The organism is Nocardia sp. NBC_01009 (genome assembly GCF_045208035.1).
GTDB lineage: Bacteria > Actinomycetota > Actinomycetes > Mycobacteriales > Mycobacteriaceae > Nocardia.
The window spans coordinates 2,078,374-2,092,406 of the sequence record NZ_CP108695.1; the positions used below are offsets into that span (position 1 = coordinate 2,078,374).

7 protein-coding genes are annotated in these 14,033 nt (G+C 67.2%); 5 read left to right on the top strand and 2 right to left on the bottom strand.

Features of this window, described 5'->3' with window-relative positions; genetic code table 11:
- Window positions 1-47: 47 nt before the first annotated feature.
- Window positions 48-1,685: a long-chain fatty acid--CoA ligase gene (locus OHA42_RS09240; protein WP_406236189.1), complete on the top strand. Its 1,638-nt coding sequence runs from the start codon at window positions 48-50 to the stop codon at window positions 1,683-1,685.
- A 66-nt stretch (window positions 1,686-1,751) separates the two neighbouring features.
- Here the strand turns inward: OHA42_RS09240 and OHA42_RS09245 are convergent, their stop codons facing one another.
- Window positions 1,752-2,144: an SCO5389 family protein gene (locus OHA42_RS09245; RefSeq protein ID WP_328409101.1), complete on the bottom strand. Its 393-nt coding sequence runs from the start codon at window positions 2,142-2,144 to the stop codon at window positions 1,752-1,754.
- Between the two features lie 69 nt (window positions 2,145-2,213).
- On the bottom strand, window positions 2,214-3,260 hold the full coding sequence (locus OHA42_RS09250; RefSeq protein ID WP_406236191.1) for a nitronate monooxygenase: 1,047 nt from the start codon (window positions 3,258-3,260) through the stop codon (window positions 2,214-2,216).
- 249 nt (window positions 3,261-3,509) lie between these two features.
- Here OHA42_RS09250 and OHA42_RS09255 point away from each other — a divergent pair, with 249 nt between their 5' ends.
- The 4 genes from OHA42_RS09255 to OHA42_RS09270 all read left to right on the top strand — a co-directional run bounded on the left by OHA42_RS09255 (window position 3,510) and on the right by OHA42_RS09270 (window position 13,834).
- Window positions 3,510-4,328 carry a M23 family metallopeptidase gene (locus tag OHA42_RS09255; RefSeq protein ID WP_406236193.1) on the top strand — a complete coding sequence of 273 codons (819 nt, stop codon included), beginning with the start codon at window positions 3,510-3,512 and terminating at the stop codon, window positions 4,326-4,328.
- A gap of 74 nt (window positions 4,329-4,402) precedes the next feature.
- Entirely contained in the window at window positions 4,403-5,386 is a 984-nt protein-coding gene (locus tag OHA42_RS09260) for a DNA-binding response regulator (protein WP_406236195.1), read from the top strand.
- 169 nt (window positions 5,387-5,555) lie between these two features.
- Window positions 5,556-6,029, top strand: a complete 474-nt coding sequence (locus tag OHA42_RS09265) for a hypothetical protein (RefSeq protein ID WP_406236196.1) — start codon at window positions 5,556-5,558, stop codon at window positions 6,027-6,029.
- 371 nt (window positions 6,030-6,400) lie between these two features.
- Entirely contained in the window at window positions 6,401-13,834 is a 7,434-nt protein-coding gene (locus tag OHA42_RS09270) for an amino acid adenylation domain-containing protein (RefSeq protein WP_406236198.1), read from the top strand.
- The last annotated feature ends 199 nt before the right edge of the window (window positions 13,835-14,033 follow it).

Below are 14,033 nucleotides of genomic sequence, written 5' to 3' on the forward strand. Positions count from 1 at the left end.
CATGGTCGATATGCCGGTGGCCAGCCACCGAAGGAAGAGGAGTTCCGATGTTGAGCACCATGCAGGACGAGCCGTTGTCGCTGGCGACGTTGCTGCGCTATGCATCGACGTTCGTGGGTGATTCCACCGTGTCCACCTGGACCGGGTCCGATGTGCGCACCATGACCTATCGCGAGCTGGGGGCCGAGTCGGCCCGGCTGGCGAATGCGCTGCGCGGGTTCGGGATCGGCATCGGTGATCGTGTCGGCACGTTCATGTGGAACAACAACGAGCACCTGGTCGCCTACATCGCGGTGCCCGCGATGGGGGCGGTACTGCACGCGCTCAATATCCGGCTCTTCCCCGAGCAGGTGGTCTACGTGGCCAATCACGCCGAGGACCAGGTGGTCATCGTCGATGGCACGCTGCTGCCGATGTTCGCGCAGTACCTGCCGAACCTGAAGACGGTTCGCCACGTGATCGTGGCCAACGGTGACGCCGCCGCGTTGGAGGCGCCCGCCGGGGTGCAGGTGCACTCTTACACCGAGCTGCTCGCCGCGCAGTCGGACTCCTACGACTTCCCGGTGATCGACGAACGATCCGCCGCCGCAATGTGTTACACCTCCGGCACCACCGGCGACCCGAAGGGCGTTGTGTATTCGCACCGCTCCAACTGGCTGCACGCCATGCAGGTGTGCTCGCCGAACAGCATGGGTTTCACCGAGGCCGACGATGTGCTCGCCATCGTCCCGCTGTTCCACGCCAACGCATGGGGCCTGCCCTACGCGGCACTGATGTCCGGGGCGAAATTGCTGATGCCCGACCGTTTCCTGCAGCCGGGGCCGCTGCTGGAGCTGATGGCATCGCAAAAGCCCACCTTCGGCGCCGCCGTGCCGACCATCTGGGGCGGCGTGCTTGCCGGCCTGGCCGCGAAGCCGCAGGACATCTCGCATCTGCGAACGGTGGTGGTCGGTGGCTCGGCGGTGCCGCCGTCGATGATGCGGGCGTTCCAGGAAAAGCACGGCGTGAAGATTCTGCACGCCTGGGGCATGACCGAAACCTCGCCGCTGGGCAGCGTCGCGCATCCGCCCGCCAGCGCCACCGGTGAGCAGGAGTGGGCCTATCGCTTCACCCAGGGCCGATTCCCGGCGAACGTGCAGGCGCGGTTGGTCGCCGACGACGGCAGCGTGGTGCCCAATGACGGAGAAGCGTTGGGTGAGCTGGAGGTTCGCGGGCCCTGGATCACCGCGTCCTACTATTCGCCGGACGGGTCATCGGTCGATCCGGACAAGTTCGATGACGGTTGGCTGCGCACCGGCGATGTCGGCAAGATCAGCCCGAACGGCTACCTCACGCTGGTCGATCGGTCCAAGGACGTGATCAAGTCCGGCGGCGAGTGGATCTCCTCGGTGGACCTGGAGAACGCGGTCGTGGGTCATCCGGCCGTTGCCGAGGCCGCGGTCATCGGCGTCCCGGACGAGAAGTGGGACGAGCGCCCGCTGGTCGCCATCGTGTTGCGGGAAGACGCCGAGGCCAAGCCGGAGGAGCTGCGCGAATTCCTGGCCGACAAGTTCGCCAAATGGCAACTGCCGGAACACTGGACCTTCATTGCGGAGGTGCCGAAGACCAGTGTCGGCAAGTTCGACAAGAAGCGCCTGCGTGCCCAGTACGCCGACGGCGAGCTGACGATCACCACCCTGTCCTGAGCTCACCGCAGCAGGCCCGGCGCGGGCGAATTATATTGCCGCGCCGGGCCTGTGCGATGCTGCCGATCAGCAGTTACGAAGCTCCGGGCTCTGATTGAGCAGTTGAGCGCGGGTGCCGATGAACGTGCTGTAGGTCTCGCCGCCGACCGCGGACAGCGGGAAGGCCGCGACTCGGTGACAGTTCTGGAAGGCGAGTTTCACGCCGAAGTGCCGTTCCAGGCCGCCGCGGATCGCGTCGGAGGCCATGGCGCGCAGCAGTTGACCGCGCGCCACTTCGTCCGGCGGCGGAACCACGTTGTCGGCGTATTCCTCGGTGCCGGAGTGCAGTTCACCGGCCACCCGGCTGACTACCTCCCAGGCGTAGGGCAATGAATTGCGAACACATTCGACGAATTCCGCGTCGTCGACCTCGCCACGTTCGGCGCGTTCGAGTAGTGCGGTGGGAACATCGAGGGACATAGCGCTCTCCTCCGGGGATGAGGTGGATGGCGGATGCGATGCCCTCAGCATTCTAATCGAAAGTGGTTGTCAACAATCCAGGATTCGTCGTGAAAGTGCCCGTTTCAGAGCGGTTTTCGTATCGGAAGCCAGGGCGTGGACCAATTCGCGGGCCGGTAGCTCGGAGGTGAGAGCGTGCGTCTGACCGGCCCACATATTCACTTCCTCCGGATTGCCTGCTGCCCTCGCGGCGGCCCGCAGCGGCGCGGTGGCAAAGTGGATTTCCGGATAGGCGACCGGCGCCGTCGCGGTGTGTTCGTCCAGGAACCGGTTGCGCAGGCCGCGAGCCCGGCGACCGGTGAACGCGCGGGTCAGCATGGTCGCAGTGGTGGAGCCGATGGCGGCGCGGTGCACCGGGTTGGTGCCCGCTTCGGGGCAGCGCAGAAATGCGGTGCCGAGCTGGGCGGCGGCCGCGCCCGCGGCCAGTGTCGCCGCGATCCCCGCACCGGTGCCGATGCCGCCGGCGGCGACGATCGGGAGTTCGACGCTGGTGGTGAGGATCTGCAACAGCGCGAGTAGCCCCAGCGGGTCGACGTTGTCGTCGGCGATCCGGTCGATGAAGGTGGCGCGATGTCCGCCTGCCTCGGCGCCCTGAGCGATGAGCACGTCGGCCCCTGCCTCGGCCGCGATGTGCGCCTCGGCGGCGGAGGTGACCGTCACCCATGCTTCCGACCCGACAGCGTGCAGTCGGGCGATCTCGGCGGCGGTCGGACAGCCGAAGGTGAAGGTGACCACCGGGACGGGAGCCGCGACGAGCAGTTCCAGCTTCGCGTCCCAGTCGTCGGTGTCGTACTTCGGCGTGCCGAGCTCGTGCGTCGCGCCGAGCTCGGCCAGATAGCCGGCGAAGGCGGTGGGCGGCGTCGGCGGTCCGGGGGTGAACAGGTTGACGCCGAACGGCGCGGTGGTCAGCTCGCGGGTCGCGGCCAGGCGCGCCGCGGTGTCCTCCGCGCTCAGGTAGCCGGCGGCCAGCAGGCCGAGTCCGCCCGCCGCGGATACGGCCGCGGTCAGCTCGGGAGTGGAGGGTCCGCCTGCCATCGGGGCCAGCACGATCGGGACGCGCATTTCGTCGATGATCACGGTCCCAGTCTGGCTCATTTGGACGGTTGACCCCGGCCTACCTGCGATTTCTCGAGAGAAGGTTGCGGAATGGTCACGACGGGGTAGAGTTCCCGTCACAACGGATGCCGAAACGTTACATAGCCCGGAGTTGCCAGATCGTTACAAACGGTGTGGTTCCGGCCCGGGATTCGTTGACCACCAATGTAGGTCGGAAGCTAGGACGCAGCTGTGTCGCACCATCGTGTAGGCCCCAGTTCCATAACCGTGATGAGCCTCATCGGCGACGGTGTTTCGGGTCGGCCGACGCGGCATCGCGCCGAGTCGACCACGACCGAGCGAGTGAAGGTCGCCGCAGGCGTTGCGGTCGCGGCGAGCGCGCTGCTCGGCACCGCGACCCAGGTTGCCCCGGCGATCGCAGCACCGCTGCTGCCCGGCTCTCATGACGCCGACGAGGCTTCTACTCCCATCAGTTTCAAGGGCACCGGCGCGCAGCCGGTTTCGGAGGCCAGGGCCGCCGCGACTCCCGTCGCCGAGTCGCTCCCCGCACCGCAGGTCGCGAAGCCGATCGCCGCGCCGGTCGCCGCCCCGTTCGGCATCGGCAACCTGCCGCCGGAGATCGCGGGCCCGCTGGCCCAGGTCGAGCAGATCCTGAAGGGCGCCCAGCAGCAGCTCGCGCCCGCCCCCGCGGTTCGCCCGGTCGCCGGTGCGATCAGCTCTGGATACGGCAGCCGGTGGGGCGAGTTCCACTACGGCCTCGACTTCGCCGATCAGCTCGGCGCTCCGATTCACTCGGTGAGCAACGGCACCGTCATCGAGGCCGGCCCGGCGTCGGGCTTCGGCCTGTGGGTCCGCGTGCAGCAGGACGACGGCACCGTCGCGGTCTACGGGCACGTGAACGAGATGCTGGTGCACGAGGGGCAGCGGGTCAACGCGGGCGATGTCATCGCCACCGTCGGCAACCGCGGCAACTCGACCGGTCCGCACCTGCACCTGGAGATCTGGGACCAAGCGGGAAGCAAGATCGACCCGATGCCCTACCTGGCCTCCAAGGGTGTTCCCCTGCAGTGGGGCCCGTCGGCGCACTGATTTTTGTTGCCCGGCTTGATGTTCGGCGGATCGCAGGTCGCACGCGAACACCAATCGGTCGTTAGGCTCTGGCGGTGACCGCGCTTGGCGACATCTTCGAGCCTGGATCACCGCACGGCCGCGCCTACGCCGTGCTGGTGCATCATCCGCGATCGAGGCTGTCCGATATCGCCGGATATTTAGGTCTGCCAGTCGATGTGGCCGAGGCATTACTGAAAGTACTGCTCGACCTCGACGCCGCGGAATGCCTTGTCGGTCCCGATGGCGAGCTGCTGTGGGATGCGCACGCCCCGGAGTCGCTGTCGGAGGCCGAGGCTCGACGCAGGCAGCAGGACATCAACCACATGCACGCCGCCGCATCGCGACTCAGCGAGACCTTCCGGTCGGTGCGCCGCTCGCCGCGCGCCAACGGCTCCGTAGTGCCGGTATTCGAGCGGCTCGAGATGCTGGCCGACTTCGAGGAAATGCAGACCGCGGCGCGCAGCAGCGTCAAGGTGATCGAGCGCGGCCCCTATCTCAGCGATATCGAACGCGAGCAGCGGCTCTTCCAGCTGAAGCGGGCCAGGATCGGTGCGGGCATCCGCTACCAAACCCTGTACCAGGACACCATTTACCAGGACCCGGAACGGCTGCGGCACGCGCTGTCCACCAATGCCAGTGGGGCACAGGCGCGCACGCTGCCCGAGCCACCGTTCAAGCTGATCATCAGCGATGACGAACGGGCCAGCCTGGTGCTGCATGCCGATGAACGGCGACCGGACCCGATGGGCCTGCGCATCAACGGTTCCGCGGCGTTGCGCCTGGCGATCAAGACCTTCGATGTGCTGTGGTCACTGGCCGCGCCGATCTCGGTGAATCCGTCGGCCGATGAACTCGACGAAAAGGACAAGGCGATCCTGACTCTGATGGGCCTCGGCGCCACCGACGACACCATTGCGCGAAGACTCGGAATGTCGCGGCGCACTGTGGTGCGCAGGACCGCGCGATTACTGGAGCGACTCGGTGCGAGCACGCGTTTTCAGGCCGGGGTTCAAGCGACTCGTCGCGGTTGGCTGTGAAGTCCCTCACGGATTGGGTATCAGCTGCAACATTAGGACGAATTCCGGCCGATAGTTGAACGGTTGCCGTGCATAATGCGCTGCCGGTCCGGCAGCCGCCCGAGCTGGGCTCGGTGCTGCGCGTTGCTTATATGATTGCTCGAGCCGCGCGCCAAGGACATCGAGCTTCTTGGCCACCGCCATGGATGTCGAGGCCGTCGAAGCCGACACCGCACCCGAGCCGTTACCGATTGCCGAGTTGGTCGGTGGATTGTTCGGCGACGTCGACCTGGGCCTCGATGCGGCCATCGACGTGGCAAGGCTGGCCGACCAGTTAGCAGGACTGCCGGAACCGTTCGCCTCGTTCGGCCCCGAGCGGATTACCCGAGTGGTCGATGCGGGTATTCGATCGGCAGCCCTCATGTACGAGTACCGCGCCCGCCCCTTCCGTGGTGACCTCGTCTACTTCACCGCGGCCCACGATGCGCCTGCCGGTAGCGCAGGCGCCGCGACATGGGTCGAAGCGGTCGATGGCACCGTGCGCGACTTCGACGTGGCGCAAACGCATTGGCGGATGACGGCGGGCTCGGCGCTGGCCCGCATCGGCTCGGTACTGGCCGAGGTGTGGGCGGGTTCGCCCGATAGTGCTGCCGCTGTCGAATAACACCTGGTAGCAGCTGATATTCGGCGCCGGTCGGGATCGAGTCGGGAGTGTCCGACGCGATCCCGACCGGCACCGCGCTCGATCGGATCGCCGAGGTGCTGACCGCGAGCTCGAGGTGCACGGCGCTATGAACCATTGACCAGTCAGAACATTCGCCGAACGACTCGCGTCAGCTCGGCTCCCCGGGTAGCTTACCGGTGCGTAACACGTCGGCCCCCCGATGCACCTGGCACTCGAGGCGGTCACCGGCGCATGCCTACACTTCTTTCGTTGCGCGGTCGCAGTCGCCCAGAGCGACGACCTCGAAGTGGGGCTTTGGAGATAGTGTCGGCCGCGCGGCCCGGCTTGACGCGAGAGGTGAATGCACTCGAATGGATATTGCTCGACGTTCTGTTCGTGTTAACCGCCGTCGGCGGTCGGGGGCGCCGCTTCTCGGGCAGCTGCTGACCGCAGCGGTCGAGTCGGCGGCGGATGCGGCGGCGATCCGGTTCAACCCGACCGGTGATCCGGCCGATCAGCGTGAGCTCACCTACCGCGAGCTGGATGAGGCGTCCTCACGCCTTGCGCGTGAGCTGATCGATCGCGGTGCAGGCCCGGGGGACCTGGTGGCGATCGCGATCACCCGCTCGGTGGAATCGGTGCTCGCGGTCTGGGCCGTCGCGAAGACCGGGGCTGCCTATGTGCCGGTCGATCCGGCCTATCCCGCGGACCGGATCGCGCACATCCTGTCCGACTCGCAGGTCCTTTTCGGACTCACCACGCAGGCGCATCGCGCGGGCCTCGGGCGATCGGTGTACTGGATCGAACTCGACGATCCGGTGGTCGCCGAACGCTTCGCCGCCCGGCCCGAGCATCCGATCTCCTACACCGATCGGGTCCGGCCGCTCATCGACAAGCACCCGGCCTACGTCATCTACACGTCGGGATCGACCGGACAGCCCAAGGGTGTCGTCGTCACCCACACCGGGCTTTCCGGCCTGGTCACCGCGCAATGCGAGCGCTACGCGGTCACCGACCGATCCCGGGTCACGCAGCTGAGCTCACCGAGCTTCGACTTCTCGTTGATGGAGATGCTGTTCACCTTCGCCTCGGGCGCCACACTCGTCATCGTGCCGCCGAAGGTGTTCGGCGGCGCCGACCTTGCCGATCTCCTCCGCCGCGAGCGGATCACCCATCTGCTGATCACACCGGGCGCACTGGAGTCGGTCGAGCCGACCGGCCTCGACGAGCTGCGCGTCGTCGTGGTGGGTGGCGATCGGGTCCATCCCGAACTCGTCGGCCGCTGGGCGACCGGCGACCGCACGATGTTCAACGCCTACGGTCCGACCGAGGCCACGGTCATGGTCACCACCACCGCGCCGATGCGGCCGCACGCGGAAGTCACCATCGGCGCAGCCATCCCGGGAGTCGGCGCGTTCGTGCTGGATTCGCGATTGCGCCCGGTGCCTGCAGGTGTGATCGGCGAGCTGTACCTCTCCGGGGCCGCACTCGCGCAGGGCTATCTCGGGCGGCCCGCGCTGACCGCGGACCGGTTCGTCGCCAGCCCTTTCGACGCCGAGACCGGCGCCGAGGACAGCAGGCTCTACCGCACCGGCGACCTGGTCCGGCGGCGCGAATCCGATAGCGCCTTCGAATATCTCGGCCGCTGCGACTTCCAGGTGAAGATCCGCGGCATGCGTGTCGAACTGGGTGAGATCGACAGTGTGCTGACCAGCTATCCCGGCATCGATTTCGCCGCGACCGTCGGCACCACGCTCCCGTCGGGCGCGATGGCGCTTGTCGCCTACGTGCTCGCGGATCCCGGCGTCGTTGTCGATACCGCCGAGCTCGCGGCGTTTGCCGGAAAATCGTTGCCCGACTATATGGTTCCCAGCACCATCGTGGTGCTCGACGAAATTCCGCTCACCCCGGTGGGGAAGCTGGACCGGGCCGCGCTGCCCGAACCGGTGTTCGCGACCGAACAATTCCGCGTACCTGCCACCCGGACCGAGCAGATCGTCGCCGACGTCTTCGCGGCGCTGCTGGTCGCGGGCGCCACCGATACCGGTGGCGGGGTCGGCGTGGATGACGACTTCTTCGCGCTCGGCGGAAACTCGTTGCTCGCGGCGCAGGCCGTGGCGCGCATCGGCAACGCACTGGACGCGCGAGTGCCGGTGCAGCTGCTCTTCGAGGCGTCTTCCGTTGCCGGGCTTGCCGAGCGGGTGGAGCGGCTGGCCGGTACTGCCGCCGGTCCGGCACTCGGTTCGCTGCCGCGGCCCGATCGGATTCCGCTGTCGTTCGCGCAGCAGCGGATGTGGTTCCTGAACCGCTTCGACCCGGCGAGCGCGGTCGACAACATTCCCGTTGCCGTGCGGTTGTCGGGTCGGCTCGATGTCGATGCGCTGCGCGCTGCGGTGCGCGATGTGGTCGAGCGGCACGAGTCGCTGCGCACGATCTATCCCGATGTCGACGGCGAAGGCTTCCAGGTCGTGCTGCCGGTCGAGGATGTGCGGGCGGTTCCCGAGCTCGAGCCGCAGCAGGTCGCCGAGATCGATCTGCCCCGCTTGGTCACCGCGGCCATCATCGATGGCTTCGATGTGACGACCGAACCTCCGGTGCGGCTGCGGCTGTTGCAGACCAGCGATGCCGAACACGTGCTGGTGTGCATTGTCCACCACATCGCGGGCGACGGCTTCTCGATGGCCCCGCTGACCAGGGACCTGATGGCCGCGTATGTGACTCGGACGCGGGCCGGCCGGCCGGACTGGCAGCCGCTGGCCGTACAGTACCCCGACTACGCGATCTGGCAGCGGGCGATTCTGGGCAGCGAAGATGACGCGAATTCGCTTTCGGCCCGGCAGATTGCCTACTGGCAGCACGAATTGGCTGATCTTCCTGGCCAATTGGAATTGCCGGTGGACCGGCCGCGTCCGGTGGTCGCGACCAACAAAGGCGCGGTCTTCGCCTTCGATATCGATGCCGAAGTGCATCAACTGCTGCGCAATGTGGCGCAGCAGCACAATTCGACGCTGTTCATGGTGGTGCACGCTGCGCTCGCGGTGCTGCTCGCACGGTTGTCGGGCACCAGGGACATCGCGATCGGGGCGCCGGTCGCCGGTCGTGGCGCGGCGGCCCTCGACGATCTGATCGGCATGTTCGCCAATACCCTTGTGCTGCGCACCGATGTCGACCCCGACAGCACCTTCGAGCAGCTGCTTCGCGCGGTACGACAGACCGACGTGCAAGCCTTCGGCCACGCCGACGTGCCGTTCGAGCGGCTGGTCGAGTTGCTCGATCCGGTCCGTTCCACGGCGCGGCATCCGCTGTTCCAGGTGATGCTGACCTTCCAGAACCTGGCGCAGCCGGAGCTGGAACTTCCCGGCCTGGCTGTGTCGCACGTGGAGATGGCGCTGCCGCTGGCAAAGTTCGACCTGCAGCTGGAAGTGATCGAGAACATCGATGCCGACGGTGCTGCACAAGGTATTTCGGCGCTGTTCACCTATGCGACGGAGCTGTTCGACGCGGCCACCGTGCACGACTTCGCCGACCGCTTCCGCAAGATCCTCGGCGCGGTGGCCGCCGATTCGGCCGCCGTCGTCGGCGATATCGACGTGTACGCACCCGGTGAGCGTGCGCTGGTGCTGCACGAATGGAACACCCCCGGCGTGCAGGTGCCCGAGGTGACCCTGGTCGACCTCATCGCCGCCCAGGTGCGAGCGCGACCCGATGCCATCGCCGTGTGTTGCGGGGACACCACACTGACCTTCGGCGAGTTACAGCGTCGCGCCAACCGGGTGGCACGGGCCCTGATAGCTCGCGGTGCAGGACCGGAAACGCTTGTCGCCGTGGCAGTTCCACGGACCGAGGAGCTGCCGGTCGCCCTGCTCGCGGTGCTCACAACCGGGGCGGCGTACCTGCCCATCGATACCGCCTACCCGGTGCAGCGGCTGGAATACCTGCTCGCCGACGCCGCACCGGTGTGCGTGCTCAGCACCGCGAGCGAACGGGATGCCGTGCCCCCCGGCGATATTCCGGTCGTGCTGCTGGAGGAAGCGTTCGAGTTCGCCGACGGCAGGATCATCGATGCCCATCGCATCGCGCCGCTGCGCCCGGACAATCTGGCCTACGTCATTTACACCTCCGGCTCGACGGGCGAACCGAAGGGCGTCGGCGTCGCGCACCGCAATGTCCTGGAGTTGTTCGCCAACACCCAGCTGCTCCTCGAATTCGACGAAACCGATGTGTGGACGCTGTTCCACTCCTTCGCCTTCGACTTCTCGGTGTGGGAGTTGTGGTGTGCGCTGGCCAACGGCGGCAGCGTGGTGATGGTCGACCACTTCACCGCACGCGCTCCGGAACAGTTCCGCGAGTTGCTGATTCGCGAGGGCGTCACCGTGCTGAATCAGACGCCCTCGGCGTTCTATCAGCTGGCCGAGGCCGACCGCGCGGCGCAGTCCGCCGCTGCGGGCAGGCTGGCGCTGCGCTACGTGATATTCGGCGGCGAGGCACTGGATCTGCGTCAGCTGCAGCCCTGGTATGAGCGGCACGCGATGAACGAGCCGTGGCTGGTGAACATGTACGGCATCACCGAAACCACGGTGCACGTGTCGTTCCTGTCGCTGGACGAGCGACTCGTCCACAACGCCGCGAGTGTGATCGGCCGTGCCCTACCCGGCCTGGACGCCTTTGTTCTGGACACTCGGTTGCATCCCGCCCCGGTCGGGGTGGCCGGGGAGATCTATGTCGCGGGCGGTCAGCTGTCGCGGGGGTATCTCGGCAGGCCGGGACTGGCGGCGACGCGTTTCGTCGCAAATCCGTTCGGCGCGCCGGGATCTCGGATGTACCGCAGCGGCGACGTCGGCCGCTGGGTCGGTTTCGGCGGCGAGGCGAGCCTGGAGTACGCGGGGCGCAGCGATCAGCAGGTGCAGTTGCGTGGATTCCGCATCGAGCTCGGCGAGATCGAGTCCGCGCTGCTGAGATGTCCCGGCGTGAGCCGGGCCGCGGTGCTCGTCCATTCGGACGAACACGCTGGTGATCGGCTCATCGGCTATGTCGTCCCCGCGGCCGCCGAGGACGGGCGGCTCTACCGGCTCGATCCGATCGAACTGCGTAGTCAGGTGGCCGAATTCCTGACCGGCTACATGGTGCCCGATGCGTTCGAGATCATCGAGACGCTGCCGCTCACGCCCAACGGCAAGCTCGATCGAAGGGCGCTGCCCGCGCCGGCATTCATCAGTGCCACCACCTTTCGTGCGCCGGGCGCACCGATCGAGCAGGCCGTCGCCGAGGTGTTCGCCGGGCTGCTCGGCGTCGCCGAGGTGGGGCTGGACGATGACTTCTTCCTGCTCGGCGGCAATTCGCTGCTGGCGACCAGAGCCGTCGCCAGGATCAACGAGGCGCTGGACGCGAACATCGTGGTGCGAGAGTTGTTCGAGGCGAGCACCGTCGGCACGCTTGCGGCCCGCATCGTGCCCGGCGCCGCGGCAGCCGCCGAAGCCAGGTCGCCGCTGGTGCGCATGACTCGGCCGGATCGGATTCCGCTGTCGCTGGCCCAGCAGCGGATGTGGGTGCTGAACCGGGTCGATCCGAACTCGCTCGCCTACAACATCCCGATGGCGATCCGGCTGACCGGCGCACTGGATGTCGACGCGCTGCGCTATGCCATCGCCGATGTGCTCGAACGACACGAGTCGCTGCGCACCCGCTACCCGACCGACGGGCCGGGCGGGACGGCGTACCAGGAGATCCTGCCGGTCGACCAGGTGCTTCCCGGTGGCCTCGCGGTGGAGGTCACCACCGATCCGGTCGCCAGACTCACCGCGATGATGTCCACCGGATTCGATGTGACAGAACAAGTTCCGGTGCGGGCGCTACTGCTGAACGTCACCGCGGCGATGCGCCGCGCGGGGTCGGCGGAGGTGCATCTGCTGGTTCTCGTCGTGCACCACATCACCGCCGACGGCACGTCGATGGTGCCGTTGGCGCGGGATCTGATGACGGCCTATCTCGCACGCATCCACGGCAATTCGCCCGATTGGCAGCCGCTGGAGGTGCAGTACGCGGACTTCGCGATCTGGCAGCGCGAGGTCATCGGCGCCGATGACGATGAGAACTCGGTTGCTGCACGGCAATTGGCGTACTGGCGCGAGCAGCTCGACGGATTGTCCGGCGCACTGGATCTTCCGGTGGACCGGCCGCGGCCCGCTACGCCGTCCATGCGTGGCGCATCGACCGCGATCCGGGTGCCCGCCGCCGTGCACGAAGGACTCGTGCGTATTGCGCGGGAACAGCATTCGACGCTGTTCATGGTCGTGCACGCGGCGCTGGCCGTGCTCCTGGCCCGGCTGTCGGGCAGCTCCGATATCGCGGTCGGCACCCCGTTCGCCGGGCGCGCCGAGCGCGCACTCGACGATCTGGTCGGCATGTTCGTCAATTCGCTGACGCTGCGCACCGCAGTGCCGTCCGGGATCGGCTTCGCCGCTCTGGTCGATCAGGTGAGGGAGACCGATCTTTCGGCATTCGCCAACGCGGACATTCCGTTCGAGCGGGTGGTCGAGGAGACCGTGCTCGCGCGGCCGGCAGGGCACCATCCGCTGTTCCAGGTGGCGCTGTCGTTCGAGGACACCGAGCCGCCGTCGCTGGAACTGCCGGGACTGACGGTGACAGGGCTGGACGCGGGCACAGTGACCGCGAAGTTCGATCTCCAGCTGATCGTCGAGCCACGCCATCGTGGCGACGGATCACCCGACGAGATGCTCGCGGTATTCGCCTATGCGACGGATATTTTCGACCACGCCACGGTGCAGGCCTTCGGGCGGCGCTTCGAGCGGATACTTGCCGCCGTCGTCGCCGACCCGCAAGTGTGCGTCGGTGACATCGACATTCTCGATGCGCAGGAGCGCAGTCGAGTGCCGACCGCACCGGCCGCGGACGCGGACGCGGGCGCGGGTACCGATAACTCCGCGTCCACCGCGCGGATCGCGCCGACCCAATTGCTGGCCGTTGCGGTGGAATCCGATCCGTTCGGGCCCGCGGTGGTGTCCGGCGAAGCCGAACTGTCCTACCAGGACCTCGACGCCGGATCTTCGCGACTGGCCCGGGTATTGATCGGGCACGGCTGTGGACCAGGCACCGGCGTCGCGGTGCGACTCGACCGCAGCCCCGACGTGGCGACCACCATCTGGGCCGTGCTGAAGGCGGGTGCTGCCCTGGTTCCGATGCGGGCGGCGGATTCGGCGCTGCCGAACGAGCCCGCGCTGAAGGTCGGCATCAGCTCGGCGAGCGATATCACGCGTCGCGGAGTGGCGCCGACCGGCGGCATCGACTGGCTCATCCTCGACGATCCCGCGGTGATTGCCGAAATCGACCTCCAATCGTCCAAGCCCGTGACCTACGCGAATCGAGCAAGGACGCTGCGGGGTGACGATCCGGCGATCGTGCTCCCCGACACCGGCGCGACGTTGACCTACGACGAATTGGCGACCGCGGCGCAACGGCTGGTCGCCGGCGCCGGGCTCACTTTCGAATCCCGTACTTTCCGGCACGGTCGTCCTGAGACGATGGCCGCGCTGCTGGAAGTGATCGCTACGGGCGCGGTGGGCGCCTCGGTGGTCGCACCGAGAACAGCGGAGCTCCATTTGCCCGAGGTGCTTGCCGACGAATGGGTCACCCACCTTTTCACCGACGCCGCCGGTCTGGCCGCCGTCGAGGTCGGTGAACCTGAGGATCTGCAGGTTGTGGTGCTCGACGACGGTGCTGCCCGACCGATGCTCATCGCGGGCGATAGCGTCGAGGTGCTCGCGCTGCCGGATCTGCTCCGGCAGTAGGGCACCAATCTTTGTCCTCGCCCCCATAATGTAGCGGTCCCCTACGACAGCGGTTACCGTGTCCGTCGCGAGCTCAGGCACGGTACTTCCGATAACGATTGCCGTTGACCTCGGCGATGCTTTCGGTAGCGCTGTGGAGGGGAGCGTGTTCGTGTGAATAGGTAAGGTGAGCTGCTTCATGTTTCGCGTGGTCGGACAA